The sequence below is a fragment of the Niastella caeni genome (assembly GCF_004834005.1).
Lineage (GTDB): Bacteria > Bacteroidota > Bacteroidia > Chitinophagales > Chitinophagaceae > Niastella > Niastella caeni.
Map to the genome: position 1 here is coordinate 63,551 of NZ_STFF01000011.1, position 17,054 is coordinate 80,604.

Annotated in this window: 13 protein-coding genes and 1 other RNA gene; 10 read left to right on the plus strand and 4 right to left on the minus strand. The window is 44.5% G+C overall.

The genetic code is table 11. From position 1 onward, the window contains the following. The first annotated feature begins 163 nt into the window (after positions 1-163). Positions 164-1,702 (plus strand): S10 family peptidase, encoded by a 1,539-nt coding sequence (locus tag FAM09_RS27000; RefSeq protein ID WP_136580288.1) that lies wholly within the window; start codon positions 164-166, stop codon positions 1,700-1,702. A 98-nt stretch (positions 1,703-1,800) separates the two neighbouring features. Here the strand turns inward: FAM09_RS27000 and FAM09_RS27005 are convergent, their stop codons facing one another. Next, positions 1,801-2,232, minus strand: coding sequence for a winged helix-turn-helix transcriptional regulator (locus FAM09_RS27005; protein WP_136580289.1), 432 nt, complete (start codon positions 2,230-2,232; stop codon positions 1,801-1,803). 93 nt (positions 2,233-2,325) lie between these two features. Between FAM09_RS27005 and fabF the strand changes: the two genes are divergently transcribed. From fabF to FAM09_RS27025, 4 genes are all read left to right on the plus strand, one after another. Beyond that, the gene (fabF, locus tag FAM09_RS27010) at positions 2,326-3,567 is read left to right on the plus strand and encodes a beta-ketoacyl-ACP synthase II (protein WP_136580290.1); all 1,242 of its coding nucleotides are present in this window, start codon (positions 2,326-2,328) and stop codon (positions 3,565-3,567) included. Between the two features lie 249 nt (positions 3,568-3,816). Next, on the plus strand, positions 3,817-4,458 hold the full coding sequence (locus FAM09_RS27015) for a carbohydrate-binding family 9-like protein (protein WP_136580291.1): 642 nt from the start codon (positions 3,817-3,819) through the stop codon (positions 4,456-4,458). A 291-nt stretch (positions 4,459-4,749) separates the two neighbouring features. Further along, entirely contained in the window at positions 4,750-5,619 is an 870-nt protein-coding gene (gene porG, locus FAM09_RS27020; RefSeq protein ID WP_136580292.1) for a type IX secretion system protein PorG, read from the plus strand. Between the two features lie 80 nt (positions 5,620-5,699). Next, positions 5,700-7,622, plus strand: coding sequence for a menaquinone biosynthesis decarboxylase (locus FAM09_RS27025; protein ID WP_136580293.1), 1,923 nt, complete (start codon positions 5,700-5,702; stop codon positions 7,620-7,622). Positions 7,623-7,736: 114 nt separating this feature from the next. Here FAM09_RS27025 and FAM09_RS27030 read toward each other — a convergent pair whose 3' ends face one another. After that, entirely contained in the window at positions 7,737-8,966 is a 1,230-nt protein-coding gene (locus FAM09_RS27030; RefSeq protein ID WP_136580294.1) for an ABC transporter permease, read from the minus strand. A gap of 242 nt (positions 8,967-9,208) precedes the next feature. Between FAM09_RS27030 and FAM09_RS27035 the strand changes: the two genes are divergently transcribed. The 4 genes from FAM09_RS27035 to fsa all read left to right on the plus strand — a co-directional run bounded on the left by FAM09_RS27035 (position 9,209) and on the right by fsa (position 11,826). Next, entirely contained in the window at positions 9,209-10,498 is a 1,290-nt protein-coding gene (locus tag FAM09_RS27035) for a type IX secretion system plug protein (RefSeq protein ID WP_136580295.1), read from the plus strand. A 183-nt stretch (positions 10,499-10,681) separates the two neighbouring features. Further along, positions 10,682-10,781, plus strand: an RNA gene (gene ffs, locus FAM09_RS27040) — signal recognition particle sRNA small type. Positions 10,782-10,839: 58 nt separating this feature from the next. Next, a complete protein-coding gene (locus tag FAM09_RS27045) occupies positions 10,840-11,082 on the plus strand; it encodes a four helix bundle protein (protein WP_166437281.1) in 243 nt (80 codons plus the stop codon). A gap of 69 nt (positions 11,083-11,151) precedes the next feature. Next, positions 11,152-11,826, plus strand: coding sequence for a fructose-6-phosphate aldolase (fsa, locus tag FAM09_RS27050; RefSeq protein ID WP_136580297.1), 675 nt, complete (start codon positions 11,152-11,154; stop codon positions 11,824-11,826). A 211-nt stretch (positions 11,827-12,037) separates the two neighbouring features. Here fsa and FAM09_RS27055 read toward each other — a convergent pair whose 3' ends face one another. Further along, positions 12,038-12,487 (minus strand): hypothetical protein, encoded by a 450-nt coding sequence (locus tag FAM09_RS27055; RefSeq protein ID WP_136580298.1) that lies wholly within the window; start codon positions 12,485-12,487, stop codon positions 12,038-12,040. A 220-nt stretch (positions 12,488-12,707) separates the two neighbouring features. Continuing rightward, positions 12,708-13,028 carry an antibiotic biosynthesis monooxygenase family protein gene (locus FAM09_RS27060; RefSeq protein WP_136580299.1) on the minus strand — a complete coding sequence of 107 codons (321 nt, stop codon included), beginning with the start codon at positions 13,026-13,028 and terminating at the stop codon, positions 12,708-12,710. A gap of 276 nt (positions 13,029-13,304) precedes the next feature. Here FAM09_RS27060 and smc point away from each other — a divergent pair, with 276 nt between their 5' ends. Further along, the gene (gene smc, locus FAM09_RS27065) at positions 13,305-16,832 is read left to right on the plus strand and encodes a chromosome segregation protein SMC (protein WP_136580300.1); all 3,528 of its coding nucleotides are present in this window, start codon (positions 13,305-13,307) and stop codon (positions 16,830-16,832) included. The last annotated feature ends 222 nt before the right edge of the window (positions 16,833-17,054 follow it).

The following is a 17,054-nucleotide window of genomic DNA, read 5'->3' on the forward strand; positions in this document are numbered from 1 at the left end:
CCGGTTTACGGCCTCAAATATAAGGTTTAAGCTGACTAATTCATACATCGTATATTCAACATGCCTTACGTGGCATAAGGTATTAACCATCTATGTATTTGGCAGCTCTTTTGCGAAAAGAACCTATAAATTTGATACCTTGAAAAAGCCCAACTTCATCATTATGAGAAAAAAACTATTGATTTTTATTCCTTTAACGTTCTTCTTTATATACCCGATCCGGGCTCAGAAAAAAACAGCAACAGAACCAACGCCGCCCAAAGTGGTGAAGCAAGGTGAAAACGCCAATACAGTTCGCCTCGCGCTCGACAGCAGCGTGACCACTTCCAATGCCGTAACCATAAAAGGACAGCGTGTGCCGTATACCGTAACGGCTGGTTCCATGCCGGTTTGGGACGAGAACGGCAAGCCGCTTGCCGGCGTTTTCTATACGTATTATGAAAGATCTGATGTAAAAGATCTTTCCACCCGCCCATTGGTGATCTCGTTCAATGGCGGTCCTGGTTCATCGTCGGTATGGATGGAGATCGGTTATACAGGCCCGCGAATGCTGAAGATCGATGATGAAGGATACCCGATCCAGCCATACGGATTGCGGGATAATCCGCACTCGATTCTCGACGTGGCCGATATTGTATATGTTGATCCGGTGAATACTGGTTTTTCGCGGCCGGCTGATAAGGAGATCCCCACTACTGCATTTTTTGGCGTAAACGCCGATATCAAATACCTCGCCGGGTGGATCAACACTTTTGTAAGCCGGTACAAACGCTGGCCATCGCCCAAGTTCCTGATCGGTGAAAGTTATGGCACTACCCGGGTATCGGGACTGGCCCTGGAATTACAAAATAGCCAATGGATGTACCTGAACGGTGTTATTCTGGTTTCTCCCACCGGCCTGGGTATCGATCGCAAGGGGCCCGTAGATGTTGCTTTAAGCCTGCCGTATTTTGCCGCCACTGCCTGGTTTCACAAAAAATTACCGGCCGATCTGCAAAGCAAAGACCTTACAGCCATGCTACCTGAGGTAGAAGCCTTTACTGTTAATGAACTGATACCGGCGCTGGCCAAAGGCGGTAGTTTACCTGAAGCTGATAGAACGGCTATTGCTGCAAAAATGGCGCGTTATTCGGGATTGTCGCAACAATTCATTTTACAGAATAACCTCGAAATACTGCCAGCTGCATTCTGGAAAGAATTATTGCGCGATAAAGGATTTACCGTGGGCCGCCTCGATAGCCGCTACCTGGGCATTGACAGAAAAGATGCCGGAACCGAGCCTGATTATTATGCAGAGCTCAGTCATTGGCTGCATGCGTTTACGCCGGCTATCAATATGTACCTGCGCGATGAATTGCGGTATAAGACCGACCTGAAATATTATATGTTGGGCCCGGTGTCGCCCTGGGATCGCACGAATGACCATACGGGTGAGAACCTGCGGCAGGCAATGGCGCAGAATCCATTTCTGCATGTGTTTGTGCAGTCGGGGTATTATGATGGCGCCTGCGATTATTTCAATGCGAAATACAACCTGTGGCAAATGGATGCTGCCGGGAAATTAAAAGGACGCTTGTCATGGGAAGGCTATCGCGGCGGACACATGATGTACCTGCGGAAAGAAGACCTGGCTACCTCTAATCAACACCTGCGGGAGTTTATATTGAAAGCCATTCCGGGAGATAAGCCAGCCAAATATTGAATATCGAATGTTGAATAACCAATGTTGAAGTGAAAAATTAAGAATGAAAAACAGAGAAATGAAAAAGGGAATACAGCGGTAGAATACTTTTTCATTTCTCATTCCTCATTTTTCATTTTTAATTTCACGTGTTCCTTCAAAAGATTCTTCTTCATTTTATCAATTCCCCTCGGTAAATTCTTCTTCGCATCTCCAATGATCAAATCCCTGTTGGGATTCAGTTTTATGGAAGCGTATTTATCTGACCATAAACCAATGCACAGGATCACCGGCAACAGATCGATGCCTTTTTCGGTAAGGCTGTAAACGATCTTCTGTTTGTGCTGGCTGTCTTTTCCCTTCCGGATGATCTTCTCTTTTTCGAGCATGGCTAACCGGTCGGCCAGCAAATTGGTGGCAATGCCTTCTGCCGAGCTGAGGAATTCGTTGTAATACCGCTTACCAAAGAACATGAGGTCGCGGATGATAAGGAGCGTCCACTTATCACCAAATATTTCAATGCCGTAATTCAGCGGGCAATCAGATCGCATAGTGTTAAATTTATAACCACTTGCAAATATAAAGTAGTTTATGTTATCTTTGTACCGCTTGTGTTTTGCAAGTGGTGCAATAAATAAAATACTATGAACAGAGTAGTAGTTACTGGTATGGGTGCGCTAACACCCATTGGCAACGATGTATCGGCATTTACAAATAATTTATGGAAGGGGACCAGTGGGGCGGCGCCCATCACCCGTTTTGATGCCAGCCGTTTCAGAACAAAGTTTGCCTGCGAACTGAAACAGTATGAGGCAACGGCCCTGCTCGATAAAAATGAATTGCGCAAAACAGACCTGTTCACCCAATATGCCCTGGTGGCGGCCGATCAGGCAATAAAAGATTCCGGACTTGATTTTCAGGCCATGGACCCCTTTGACACGGGTGTTATCTGGGGATCGGGGCAGGGTGGTATGCAAACCTTTGAAGAACAGGTAACGGAATATGTGGAAGGGGATAGAAACCCACGGTTTAACCCTTTTTTTGTTCCCAAACTTATTGTTAACATGGCTTCGGGGATGATCTCTATCAAATACCGGTTGATGGGCATTAATTATACTACTGTATCGGCTTGCGCTACCTCCAATACCGCCATTATGGATGCGCTCAATTACATTAGGCTGGGAAAAGCAAAGGTGATCATTACCGGTGGATCGGAAGCACCCATAACGCCTGCATCTGTAGGTGGTTTTTGTGCCATGAAAGCAATGTCGGTGCGCAATGATGATCCGCTGACAGCATCGCGTCCGTTCGATGTAAACCGTGATGGCTTTGTAATGGGAGAGGGGGCCGGCGCCCTGGTGCTGGAAGAGTATGAACATGCCCGTAAGCGCGGCGCAAAAATATATGCAGAAGTAGCCGGCGCAGCTATGACGGCCGATGCCTGGCATATGACGGCTACGCATCCCGAAGGATTGGGGGCTTTACAGGCCATGCGGTTAGCGTTAAAGGATGCAGGCGTTGCGGCCGGTAAGGTTGATTATGTAAATATGCATGCCACTTCTACATCCGTAGGTGATTTGAGTGAGATCGCTGCAATTACGAAGTTGTTTGGCAATGACATCGGGGCTGTTCATTTGAGCGCTACCAAATCTATGACGGGCCATTTGCTGGGGGCTGCCGGTGCTATTGAAGCCATCGCCTGCATAGCAAGTATAAACGAAAGTGCAATTCCACCAACCATCAATACCCGGCAACTCGATCCGGAATTACCAGCCGGTGTGCCCATTGTATTAAAAGAACCGGTTAAAAAGAATGTGGAAGTAGCTATGAGTAATACATTTGGTTTTGGCGGGCATAACGGGATCGTGGTATTTAGGAAGATGTAAGTTGTTATTTCTGCATATGGGGATAATGGGGCTTGCTACCTGGTTGTAGCGTTTATGGTTTATTGTTTTATGGTTCTTTTATGCGTGAATCCCGCATATTAGTGAGCAGGCTGAACAGGCGACAACAATAAACTATAAACGAGAAACCATAAACTAATAACAATCGTTTGCGCAATTTTAGTTTTCCAAATCATTGGTATAGAGTAATTTTTCAGCTTCTTTTAATAAAATTGAAGCGGGTCTTATTGTATGAATTTTCTGCGGGTTCCTTATCTGAATGGCATTGATCAACATACTTCATTACGCGATATTTCGGGTATACTTGATAAAGCACCCAGGCAACAATTGGTGTATGTTCCCTGGGCCGACTTCCCTTATCGTCCTGAAGTGCTGTTTTCCATAGCGCATGGCTGCGATGCAGTCTTCATAAAATATTTTGTTAAAGAAAAAACAGTGAGAGCAGTTAATAATACACTTAATTCACCCGTATATAAAGACAGTTGCGTAGAGTTTTTTATTGGCTTCGGGAACGAACCCGCCTATTACAATTTTGAATTCAATTGCATCGGTACGCATTTAATAGGATATGGGGCCAATAATACCGACCGCACGCTTTTACCGAATGAGATTAGTCAACAAGTAAAGTACAAATCTGAACTAACCAATGATCAAAACCAGGAAACCATTGGCTGGGAATTAACCCTGTTGATACCGGTATCTGTTTTTTATTTTCACAATATTCAGTCCATAAATGGCAGGCAATGCGTTGCCAATTTTTATAAATGCGGCGACGAATTACCCGAACCGCATTTTGTAACCTGGTCAAACATTCAATGGCCGCAACCTAATTTTCATTTGCGCCAGTTTTTTGGCACCCTGGTTTTTGAATAATTAGCTAATTCGATAATGTGATAATTCGATAATGGAAATACAGGTTGCTGATGTGCGGGGGTCTGCAATATACCCTGCTTAAAAGCGCGAGGCATGATATAATAAGTCTGTGTAACCTAACGTATTACCCCATTTGCCAGATATCACATTATCACATTCTTTTTTGGCTTGAATCTTGCTTTCCAACCCCCGATCAAAATTCACCGTATCTACCTTTTACCATAAACACTTTCACCGGAATCCGCTATCCCCTGAGAACTTGCCCTGAAATCATTCATTAAAAAAAATTACATGCGAAAACTTTTGCTATTGAGTATGCTGTGTCCTGTAATAGCCGTTTCCCAGCAACGCTTTCATGTTACCCTGTTTGGTGGCCTCTCCAATTATGCGGGCGATCTGCAGGACCATCAGTTTACCTTACAACAATCAAATTTTGCATTCGGCGCAGGTATTAAATACGATTTTACACCTCATCTCGCACTACGGCTGGCGTTTAACCACGGCAAAATTGAAGGGGACGATAAAAAAAGCAGCGATCCGATGTTACGGGCACGTAACCTCAGCTTTGCTTCAAAAATTACGGAAGGCAGTTTATTGCTGGAATATACCTTTTTGAATATGGAAGACAGAAAGATCTCTCCATATGTTTATAGCGGCCTTACCGTTTTTCACTACAATCCTTATGCTTTTGATACGCTCGGTAATAAGGTTTTCCTGAAACCATTGAGCACCGAAGGGCAGGGCCTTGATGCCGACCGCAAGTCTTACAACCTGACCCAGTTTGCGATACCGGCAGGAATAGGAGTGAAATTCAGGATCACCGATAATACGGTATTGGCATATGAGGTAAGCGTACGCAAAACATTTACCGATTATCTCGATGATGTAAGTACAACCTATTTCGATCAGTTTGCACTTGCGCAGCAACGTGGGTTGAAAGCAGTAGAAATGGCTTACCGGGGCGATGAAGTGAAAGGTTCCAGCGCTACTTACCCTGAACATGGATCGGTACGCGGCGGGGCAAAATATAAAGACTGGTATTATTTCACCGGTTTTACCTTGTATATTGGAATAGGCTCCGGCAAAGGCGGTGGCGGTGGTTCATTTGGCCGTGGTTCACGGGGTGGAAGGAATCAATTGGGATGTCCGAAGGTATTATAAGGTGAATGCCTCATTTTTCCCCGCTTCTGCATTCAACATTCGATATTCAATATTCAACATTCTCCCCGTACTTTTGCCGAATGGCATATAGAAATCAGCAACATTTTATTGATGTATTGGAGCAGGCCGGTGAACTGGTACGTATCAAAACCTATGTAGACCCCAAATTAGAAATAGCAGAAATTACAGATAGGATCAGTAAAACTACGGGCGGCGGCAAAGCCCTGTTATTTGAAAATACCGGGTACGATTTTCCGGTGCTCATGAACGCATATGGCAGCGACAAACGCATGTGTCTGGCATTAGGCGTACAACACCTCGATGATGTAGCCCGTGAAATTGAAAGCTTGTTCCATTTACTGGCTTCGCCCAAAGAAAGTATCATCGACAAATTAAAAGTATTGCCGAAGCTGTCGCAGTTTGCTTCCTGGATGCCTAAAGTAAAGAGTGGCAGAGGCGCTTGCCAGGAAGTGATCATGGCGCAGCCTGATATTACCAAATTGCCGGTGATCACCTGCTGGCCAAAAGATGGCGGTCCGTTTGTAACGCTGCCCGTTATTCATACCAAAGATCCCAATACCAATACGCGCAACGTAGGCATGTACCGTATGCAGGTGTTCGGGCCTGCCTTAACCGGTATGCACTGGCACAAGCATAAAGTAAGCGCCAAACATTTTAATGAATACAAAAAGCTCGGCAGGCGAATGCCCGTGGCGGTAGCACTGGGCGGCGATCCCGTGTATGCGTATTCAGCCACTGCGCCCTTACCTGAAAATGTAGATGAATACATGCTCGCCGGTTTTTTGCGCAAGAAAAAAGTGGAACTGGTAAAGTGTATTACGCAACCCGAGATTGAAGTGCCGGCCGATGCCGATTTTGTAATAGAAGGGTATGTAGAACCGAATGACGAACTCATATGGGAAGGCCCGTTTGGCGATCATACCGGTTATTATTCATTGCCCGACTGGTATCCGCGTTTTCATATTACAGCTATTACGCACAAGAAGAACCCGGTTTATCCTGCAACCATTGTAGGTATTCCGCCGCAGGAAGATGCCTGGCTGGGTAAGGCTACGGAACGTATTTTCCTGGCGCCTATCAAAATGACGATGGTGCCCGAAATTATTGATATGGATATGCCGGTAGAAGGCGTTTTTCACAACCTGGTTATAACAAAGATCAGGAAAGAGTTTGCAGGCCAGGGACAAAAAGTAATGAATGCCATGTGGGGGGCCGGACAAATGATGTTTAACAAGATCCTTGTGCTGGCCGATGAAGGCGTTACGATTCAGCAGTATGAAAAGCTGGCACAGTATGTATTTGCCAATATGAACCCGGCTACAGATATCTATTTGTCGCAAGGGCCAATGGATGTGTTGGACCACAGTTGCAGCAAACTGGGCTTTGGCGGCAAAATGTGCATCGACGGAACAAAGAAATTCGAAGAAGAAACCGATACCGCATTTGAGTTCCCGGTGTTAAGCACGCAATTCGATAAACAACTCCTGTTAAAACAGTTTTCTGAAATAAGAGGCATCAACGATGCATTGCCTGCCATTCATATTCCCTGTTTGGTTATTTCAGTAGAAAAGAACCGGAAGGGGCACATTCGCGAGCTGCATCAGCAATTATGCGCCACCGGTATGATAGAAGGTATTAAAATGGTATTGTATGTAGAGCATACCGTTGATGCCAATGACCTGCCGGTTGCTTTATGGCGTTTCTGTAATAACCTCGATCCCCGCCGGGATAGCATCCTGATACAACAACCTTCCCGGCAACTACCTGGTAAAACCTGGGCCTGCATGGGCTTTGATGGCACTATTAAAACCGCCGCGCTCGACGATTTTCACCGCGACTGGCCAAACATTATTGTAGCGGATGATAAAACCATTGCATCGGTAGATGAAAAGTGGGGCCGGTTGGGATTGGGTGAGTTTGTTCCCTCTCCATCACTGAAGTTTAAAGATCAGATGTACGGGGAGGAAGCGGTAGTTAAATAGTTTGTAGTTTGTGGTTTATGGTTTGTAGTTGTTGCCGCATATCAGACGGCTCAACAATTAGCGGGAATGCCGCTTAAAAAGAACCACAAACAACAAACTACAAACCACAAACTGTTATCTGAATTGAATAGCTTTGATCGGCTGTACTCTTTTAATGATAATGGTGGGTATCAGCAATACGAGAAAGCAAACGATAAACGTGCCGGTATTCACTGCGGCGATCTGCCACCACACAATATCAACCGCCGCCTCTGAAATGTAATATGCATCTTCCGGTAATTTGATAAAGCCCGTTTGTTGCTGCAACCAGGCAATCAACAATGCGCATATATTGCCCAGGAACAAGCCAAAGAAGGTTATAATGGCGCCATGATACAGGAATACGCCCCGAACCGTATAATTGCGGGCGCCCAATGCCTTCATCATTCCTATCATGCGCGTACGTTCCAGCACCAATATCAATAAACAGGTAATTAAATTCAATATGGCTATGCCGATCATGATGGCCAGCACAATAAAAATGGTCTTGTTCTGTAACGCCAGCCAGTCGAAAATGCTGGGATAAATGTATTTGATGGTATTGCTTTGCAAGCCGATCGGAATGTCGGGCACAACGGCTTCGCTCACCGCATCCATGCGATTATAATCATGCAGGAATATTTCATAACCGCCGATCTGGGTAGCATCCCAGTCATTTAATCGTTGTATCAGCTTCAGATCGCCAACTGCGATCAGTTTATCGTATTCTTCAATGCCTGTTTTAAAAATACCAACCACAGTCAGCTTGCGGGGGCGGGGAGGAGCGCCCGGTTGAATGAAATAGATCAGTACCTGGTCGTTTACTTTTAATTTTAACAAATTGGCTGTATATGCCGACAGGTTTATTTCGTTGCTATAACCGCTGTCGGTAAAAGAAAGCCAGCGGCCTTCTACCCTGAATTGCTCCAGGTTGCTGAAATCATATCCTTTATCGAGCCCTTTGAACAATACGCCTTCTATGGTTTCTGCGGTTTTCAGAATGGCATTTTTGGTAGCAAATGCCTGTACTGTTTTAATGGCGGGATATAATTTCTTAAGGCCGGTTACCGAATCACTGCGATGGATGGGCGTTTCTTCGGCAATGGCAACACGGGCCGAATAATAGCTTTGAATGCGGATATGTCCCCAGAAACTAAAAATTTTATGGCTGATCGTTTTTTGAAACCCGCTGGCAAAAGTTAACGTCAAAATCATTACCGTAACGCTGATAACAGTCGCTGCAATTGACAGGCGGATAACAAAACGGGAAAACGATTTCTGCTGATTAAACGCAATTCGGCGTGCTATAAAAGCGGCAATATTCAACCGGCATGATTTTTAGTTGATCAAAAATAACTGTTTAAAATCTCAAATCACAAAAAACAAATTCCAAAGCATAAACCTCAAATCACAAATTCCAAATCTCAAATAATAAAGCCAGCTATGGTTCCTGGATTTTGGTTCTTGTAATTTGTTATTTGGTATTTTTCTTTGGTTCTTGAAATTTGATTTTTGGTGCTTTTCTTTGGTTCTTGTAATTTGAATTTTGGTGCTTTCAATTATACAAAATGAAAAATATTCTCATATTAACGGCGGCTTACCTGATGAATTGCCTTGCAGGAAACGCTCAATTGACAGAAGCCGTAAACCTTCCTAACATAAAAACTACTCAGTTATTTCCTTCCGGAAACCAACTGGGGTACCCGGTATTAAGCCTGAACAGTTCAGACAGGCTGGAATTACATTTCGACGACCTGGATGGGAATGTTAAAAATTACTCCTATACATACCAGTTGTGCAATGCCGACTGGACGCCGGTCATGTTGAGCAGTTTTGATTTTATTAAAGGATTCTCCTACCAACGCATCAATACCTATCGCATTTCGTCCGTTGCCTTTACCCGCTACACGCATTACTCTGCGGTAGTGCCAGATAATAACTGCGCCCCTTCTCGTTCGGGCAATTACATCCTGAAAGTATTCCTGAACGGCGATACCTCAAAAGTGGCTTTTACCAAACGGATGCTGGTGCTTGATAACCAAACCACCATTGCAGCGCAAATACAACAGCCATTCAATGGCGAGATCTTCCGTACCTGGCAAAAGATCCCGTTCACGGTTACATTAAGCGATAGATTGCAGGTGATGAACCACCTGCAGCAAATAAAAGTGGTGATCTTGCAGAATAACCGGTGGGATAACGCGCTCGTGAATGTAAGGCCTACTTTTTTCGCTGGCAAGAAGCTTGATTTCAATACCGAAGACCAGATTGTTATGCCGGGCGGAAAAGAATGGCGCTGGCTCGATCTGCGAAGCTTTCGTTTGCAGAGCGATCGCGTAGCGAAGGCCAACTATAATACCCGCTCCACAGAGATCTTTGTTAAACCTGATGTTGACAGAAGCCAGCAGCGGTTTGTATATTATCGCGATATTAATGGTATGTACACTATTGAAACTACCGAAAGCCTCAATCCGTACTGGCAAACCGATTATGCAACGGTACATTTTGCTTATATCCCGCCCGATAATGTTCCCTTTGCCAATAAAGATCTTTATTTGATAGGGCAAATGAACAACTACAATCTCAACGACACCGCTAAAATGACTTTCAATAACGACACGCGGGCGTATGAAAAAACACTTTTCTTAAAGCAGGGGTACTATAACTACAATTATGTAACCATTGATCAAACCAATAAAAAAAGAGCGGCCTCTTATGAATATACAGAAGGTAATTTCTGGGATACCGAAAATGATTATATGATACTGGTGTATTACCGTGCACTGGCCGGCCGTGCCGATGAACTGGTAGGCATTACCCATGTAAGCTCACTCAATGGTCGTAAAGGCATACAGTAATATCGAATATTAAACCGAAGAATAACCAATGTCGAAGTATAAGAAAACAGGTGACTTTTACATTTACTTCAATATTTAATATTCAACATTCAATATTCGACATTATAATCTTGGTTTTTAATTCTTTATTCAAAATTCTTCGGTGCAATATTCGATATTCTATACTTTTTCCTACATTTGCACCGGCAGGTCTTACACGACCAGCTCCCGCTGAACCCCCCCAGGGCCGGAAGGCAGCAAGGGTAGGTGGTTGTAGCGGTGCGATGTAAATCGCCTGCCATTTTTTCTTTTTTATTGGGGATTGCAAATTGCATATTCAGGAATCACAAATGCAAAATTGTATGACCCCGACAGAACTACAGGATAGCCTAAAAAAGTTTGCTTATCGGGTTGTAAAAGTTACTGAATCAATACCCGATTCAATTCTTTCAAAAGTTATTAAGGGACAAATACTTCGCTCAGCCTTTTCTGGTGCCGCAAACTACAGATCAGCATGTACAGGATATACAAAAAAAATGTTCAATTCTAAATTGGCAATTGCCTTGGAAGAAGTGGACGAACCTGTATTTTGCACACCCCTTTAACATCAAGAAAAGGAAAAAACAACGCAAATACGTAAATTTGCAATCTGCAATCTAAAATCTAAAATAATCATGAAGTTTTTTATTGATACAGCGAATCTTGCCCAAATTAAAGAAGCCCACGACCTTGGAATCTTAGACGGTGTTACCACCAACCCTTCCCTCATGGCCAAAGAAGGCATTAAAGGAGAAGACGCGGTAATGCAACACTACCTTACTATTTGCGAACTGGTTGATGGTGATGTAAGTGCTGAAGTTTTATCTACCAGCGTAGATGAAATTATTGAAGAAGGCAAAAAGCTGGCTGCTATTCACCCCAATATTGTTGTAAAAGTGCCCATGATCAAAGATGGCGTGAAAGCATTGAAATGGTTTTCTGACAACGGTATTAAAACCAATTGCACTTTGGTGTTTTCTGCCGGACAAGCTATACTGGCCGCCAAAGCAGGTGCTAACTACGTATCACCATTTATTGGCCGTATCGACGACAGCAACTGGGATGGCGTTGAACTGATTAAACAGATCGCTCAGATCTACAAAATACAGGGGTATAAAACAGAGATCCTGTCTGCTTCTATCCGCAGCCCGTTACATATTGTAAAATGCGCTGAAGCAGGTTCTGATGTTATTACATCACCACTTGAACCAATTCTGGGCCTTTTAAAACACCCATTAACTGACCTCGGATTAGCCAAATTCCTCGAAGACGCCAAGAAAATGCGTACTGAACTGGCAACAGCTAAATAAGTCAATAAGCAATAAGCAATTTGCAATAGACAATAAGCAAAATTTATAAAATGGGACTGACCAAAAAGGTTAGTCCCTTTATTTTTGGAATGTTTGATGGCTGCCTATTCGCAGGAAACCAGAATATTCGAATGCCAGACCATAGAGCCATCAAACTATCTAACCATTAACAGTGGCATGACTGGCTTTTTAGTCAGCCCCTTGTTTATGTTTAAGTTCTGTAGGCAAAATTTCTCGAACTCTTTCTGCTTCTTCGTGAAGGCGTATTCAATATCTCATCAACGGTTTTCAATCTTTCCGTTGATTCTACTTTCTTCATATAGATCGTTACTTCTTTCCAGATCGAATTATTATTTTTCAGCACAGCTTTCACGGTCACTTTTTCCCCTTTAAATGCGGTATCTATTACCAGGCTGTTGCCTACGAATTTACCGGTAGAAGCCGTAAAGTCGATCTCTTTATTGGTTAAAGGAAGCCAGCGGCCATTAGATAATTTGCCATCAACATTAATGTAATTATGCACGCCTTTTTTAAGGCTGTCGGTATACAGGTTGAAGAAAATACTGTCTACCTGCTGGGCGCGGCCGGCCAGGCTGGCGGTGGTTACCAGTAACAGTAAAAGCAACTGTTTAATGGGTACGATGGTTGGTTTTTTCCGCATTGTGTAAAGTGTAAAATTGTCTTTCAAAAATACGACGGATATAAGTCGTATTGTTTAGACTATAACAAACCCGCCCGGGTTGTGACCCGCGGTATAAATTCGTGTTAAAGGAAGCGTGAATGGTGAATTGTAGATGGCCAATGGTGAAAATTCGTGAAGCCCGAATAATTGCACCTTCCCGAACAAAGAACAACAAACCATAAACCACAAACAATAAACCTTAACTTTCAACCGCCGCCAGCGTAAACAACTCCTCATAATGCCGCACCACGGGGTCGTACCGTACCATCATTTCCTGGGCAATCTTCGGCACTACGGCAATATCTGCGGCATCACCGGCAAATTCCCTGATGGCGTCCATATTTTCCCAATAGGTTACCACTAAAAACTCAATACCATCAGTGACCACCCTTTGCAGGATGGACGCATTCACAAAGCCTTTGATAGTTGATAATTTTTTAAATGTATCGTTTTGCAGGTGAGCGATGTAATCATTGGTACGCTCAGGTTTTACAACGCCTGTCCAGTTTCTGGTGATCATAGTAAAATGGGATTGATTAGTAATTAGGCTTAACGCTTAAAGCTTAAGGCTTAATGCTAAAGACAAAAACAGCGCCACGGTATTGGCCTACGGCCTTCCGCGTCTTTAAGTTAAGACAGAATGCCGAGAATACTCACAACATATTAACATTTATAAACACCATTCCACAGGTTTATTCCCCAAAAGTGCACAACTTTTGAGTGCTCTTAGCATAAGCGGCACTATTTTGTATCGCTATTCGTTACTTTTGTCGTTTCCATTAAAAAAATTGAACAAGTGCGCCTAAAAAGCTTAGAAATCAAAGGGTTTAAGAGTTTCGCCGATAAAACCGTACTCCACTTCGATGAGGGTATTACGGGGGTTATCGGGCCCAACGGGTGTGGTAAGAGTAATATTATCGACAGTATCCGCTGGGTGATCGGGGAGCAGAAGATTAGTCATCTCCGCAGTGAAAACCTTGAGAGTCTGGTGTTTAACGGATCAAAAACCCGCTCGGCGAGTGGTTTGGCTGAGGTAAGCCTTACTTTCGAAAATACCCGCAATCTGCTACCTACCGAGTTCAGTACCATCACCGTTACCCGCAAATTCTACAAAAGTGGGGAAAGTGAATACCGCCTGAATGATGTACAATGCCGCTTGCGCGACATCCAGAACCTGTTCATGGATACCGGGGTGAGCACCGACAGCTATGCCATTATTGAGCTGGGCATGGTTGACGAGATCATTAAAGATAAAGAGAACAGCCGTCGCCGGATGTTGGAGCAGGCTGCCGGTATTACCATCTATAAAACCCGCAAAAAAGAAGCTAAGCAAAAGCTGGATGCCACCGAGCAGGACCTGGCCCGTATCGAGGACTTGCTGTTCGAGATCAACAACCAGTTGAAAACGTTGGAGAACCAGGCCAAAAAAGCTGAGAAATACTACGAAATAAAGAAGGAATATCGCGAACTGAGCATCGAGCTGGCCAAAGCAGCCCTCGAAGGTTTTAACCTTACGTATCGCGATTTGACCCAGCAATCTGAGGTCGAGACCGACAAAAAGATCCGGCTGGACGCAGAGATTGCCAATGAAGAGGCTGTTATTGAGCAGGAAAAAGTAGGGTTTATTGAAAAAGAACGCGCCCTGCAAAGCATGCAGCACGAGTTCAACGACTTGTTACAAACCCTGCGTACCAAAGAAAATGAAAAGAACCTGGCTTCTCAACGCCTGAACTTTTTGAAAGAGCGTGAGAACAGCCTGCAGGAGTTTTTAAATAAAAGCGAAGGCACACTCAAAGGCCTCGAAGAAAGCATTGATTTTACGCGTATACAGGTAGGAGAGGAACAGGGCAAACTGGAAGGCCTGGAACAAATGGTAGAAGACCATAAAGAAGCGGTAGAAACCAAACGCACCGTTTTTGATGAAATGAGAGGCAAGGTAGATAGCCTGCGTGCCGAGAACCTGAGCCTGCAACGCAACCAGTTTGATGCAGAAAAGAAAGTGGCGGTTGCCGATACTTCTATCCAGAACGTACAAAAAGCGATCGGACAGATAGAAGAAGAACGCGAAACCCGCTACAGCCAGTTAAAACAACTGGAAGAAGAAAAGATGGTGAAGGAGCAGGAACTGGAAAAAAGACAAAGAGACCTGGTTCAGTTACAGGACCACCAGGAAAGGACCAAAGAACAGATCTTAATAACCCAGCGCGAACTGGAAGGGTTACGCCAGGAACTGGCAGAAGAAGGAAGAAAGCTGGATGCCAAAAAAAATGAGCACGATCTGCTGAAAAGCCTGATCGACTCCATGGAAGGTTATCCCGAAAGTGTGAAGTTCCTCCACAACAACCCGGGCTGGAACCATACTGCGCCCATTTTATCAGATATCATCTATGTAAAAGAAGAGTTTCGCGCTGCCGTTGAAAACGTGCTGGAGCCTTACCTCAACTATTACGTGGTGAATAACCTGCAGGAAGGTTTACAGGCGGTACACCTGCTTGATAATAACAAGAAGGGTAAAGCGAACTTCTTTCTGTTGGATAAATTGAACGAACGCGCAAAAGACACAGAGAACGGTCATTCGCCCGCCAATACCATCGCCGCGATGGATGTAATTGAAGTGGATGCGCAATACCGCCAGTTAGCCGAATATTTACTGGGCAATGTATTCATTGCCGAGAACGAAGACGCCCTGTCGACCAGCAATGGTGCTGTGGTGCTGGAGAAAACCGGTAAATATGTAAAAGGCAAATTCTCTTTAACCGGTGGTAGCGTTGGTTTGTTTGAAGGTAAAAAGATCGGTCGTGCCAAGAACCTGGAGAAACTGCACGAAGAGATCGTGGCGCTGGAAGGTGTTGTGCAAAGGCTGAAAGACGGTATTCAGCAGAAGCACAACGAAGTGATCGGCTACAACGAGCAATTGAAAGATACCGCTATTAAACAAACGCAGGCTGATATCAATACACTCACCAACCAGATGTTCTCCCTGGAGAACAAAATGGAAAACCTGCACGGTTTACAAAGTTCTTCCCAGAACAGACTGGAAGAATTACAGATGAACCTGGAAGAGACCACCTCTTCAATTTCAGGCACCCGCCAGCAATGGGAAGAACTGGTGAAACAGTTGAATGAATTGCGCGACCAGTTGAAGAGCGTGGAAGATGAATACAAATTGGCTGAAAGCGAATACAACAACGCCCAGGCGGTGTTCAATGAATACAACCTGCAACTGACCCGTCAGACCAGTAAGATCAATGCCCTGACCCAGGAGCTGGAATTCAAGAGCAAACAGTTGGTCGATCTGCGCAACCAGGTTGAATCCAATGCATCGCAATTAAAGCAAACGTTGGAGAATATCACGGAGAGCGAAGAGCAACTGAGCACAGCCGAGAATGGATTGATCGGCATGATGCGTCGCAAGGAAGAAGAGGAAAAAGTACTGAACGAGGCCGATCAGGCGTATTACAATATGCGCAATGCATTGGGCGAGAAGGAAAGCGAACTGCGTCATAAATCAAAAGAAAGAGAGCAGACCGAGCATTTGCTGAGTGAAATAAAAGACAAGCTGAATGAACTGAAACTCCAACTGGCCGGAATGAAAGAGCGGTTGAACGTGGAGTTTAAGATCAACCTCGATGATATCATCGATCAACCCCGTACAGGCGAAACGCCGGTAGAGGAGTTGCAGGAGAAAGGCGATCGCATGAAGAAGCGCCTCGAGAACCTGGGTGAAGTGAACCCAACGGCCATTGAAGCGTTCCAGGAAATGAAAAAACGCTATGAGTTCATCCTCGAGCAAAAGAACGACCTGGTAACGGCGAAAGACAGCCTGTTACAAACCATACAGGAAGTAGAGGCCACTGCCAACCAGCAGTTCCTCGATACGTTCAATAAGGTGCGCGAGAACTTTCAGAAGGTGTTCAAGGCCTTGTTTACCGAAGATGATTCGGCAGACATGATCCTGGAGAACCCGGAAAACCTTGCCGAAACCAGCATCGACATCGTGGCCAAGCCTAAGGGTAAACGCCCGTCTTCGATCACGCAGTTGAGTGGTGGAGAGAAAACATTAACGGCCACCGCGCTGTTGTTTGCGATCTATTTGATCAAGCCGGCGCCGTTCTGTATCCTCGATGAGGTGGATGCGCCGCTGGATGATGCCAACGTAGGCAAATTCACACAAATGATCCGCAAGTTCAGCCAGGAGAGCCAGTTTATCATTGTAACGCACAACAAGCAAACCATGAGCGCTGTGGATGTGATCTATGGGGTAACCATGCAGGAGCCCGGGGTGAGCAAGCTGGTGCCGGTTGACTTCAGAGGTTTGAACTAAGGAATTATGAAGCGTAAATATAACAATGTTGAACCCGGTAGGAAACTATCGGGTTTTTTGTTTTGCACGATTATCCTTCAAAAATGCACGCTTTTTGCGGAAAACAGCACGAATATTAACTTGTATCACAACTTATAGTAATAAGATTTAAATTCGCCACGCTTTACAGTAACTCTCCATCATAGCCATGAACTTAAAACTACTGTAAAGACCATTTTCAGG

What these genes read in the sequence shown, in the direction of transcription:
- FAM09_RS27000 (WP_136580288.1), top strand. Translation starts at nt 164, where the DNA reads ATGAGAAAAAAACTATTGATTTTTATTCCTTTAACGTTCTTCTTTATA.
- FAM09_RS27005 (WP_136580289.1), bottom strand. Translation starts at nt 2,232, where the DNA reads ATGCGATCTGATTGCCCGCTGAATTACGGCATTGAAATATTTGGTGAT.
- fabF (WP_136580290.1), top strand. Translation starts at nt 2,326, where the DNA reads ATGAACAGAGTAGTAGTTACTGGTATGGGTGCGCTAACACCCATTGGC.
- FAM09_RS27015 (WP_136580291.1), top strand. Translation starts at nt 3,817, where the DNA reads ATGAATTTTCTGCGGGTTCCTTATCTGAATGGCATTGATCAACATACT.
- porG (WP_136580292.1), top strand. Translation starts at nt 4,750, where the DNA reads ATGCGAAAACTTTTGCTATTGAGTATGCTGTGTCCTGTAATAGCCGTT.
- FAM09_RS27025 (WP_136580293.1), top strand. Translation starts at nt 5,700, where the DNA reads ATGGCATATAGAAATCAGCAACATTTTATTGATGTATTGGAGCAGGCC.
- FAM09_RS27035 (WP_136580295.1), top strand. Translation starts at nt 9,209, where the DNA reads ATGAAAAATATTCTCATATTAACGGCGGCTTACCTGATGAATTGCCTT.
- FAM09_RS27045 (WP_166437281.1), top strand. Translation starts at nt 10,840, where the DNA reads ATGACCCCGACAGAACTACAGGATAGCCTAAAAAAGTTTGCTTATCGG.
- fsa (WP_136580297.1), top strand. Translation starts at nt 11,152, where the DNA reads ATGAAGTTTTTTATTGATACAGCGAATCTTGCCCAAATTAAAGAAGCC.
- FAM09_RS27055 (WP_136580298.1), bottom strand. Translation starts at nt 12,487, where the DNA reads ATGCGGAAAAAACCAACCATCGTACCCATTAAACAGTTGCTTTTACTG.
- FAM09_RS27060 (WP_136580299.1), bottom strand. Translation starts at nt 13,028, where the DNA reads ATGATCACCAGAAACTGGACAGGCGTTGTAAAACCTGAGCGTACCAAT.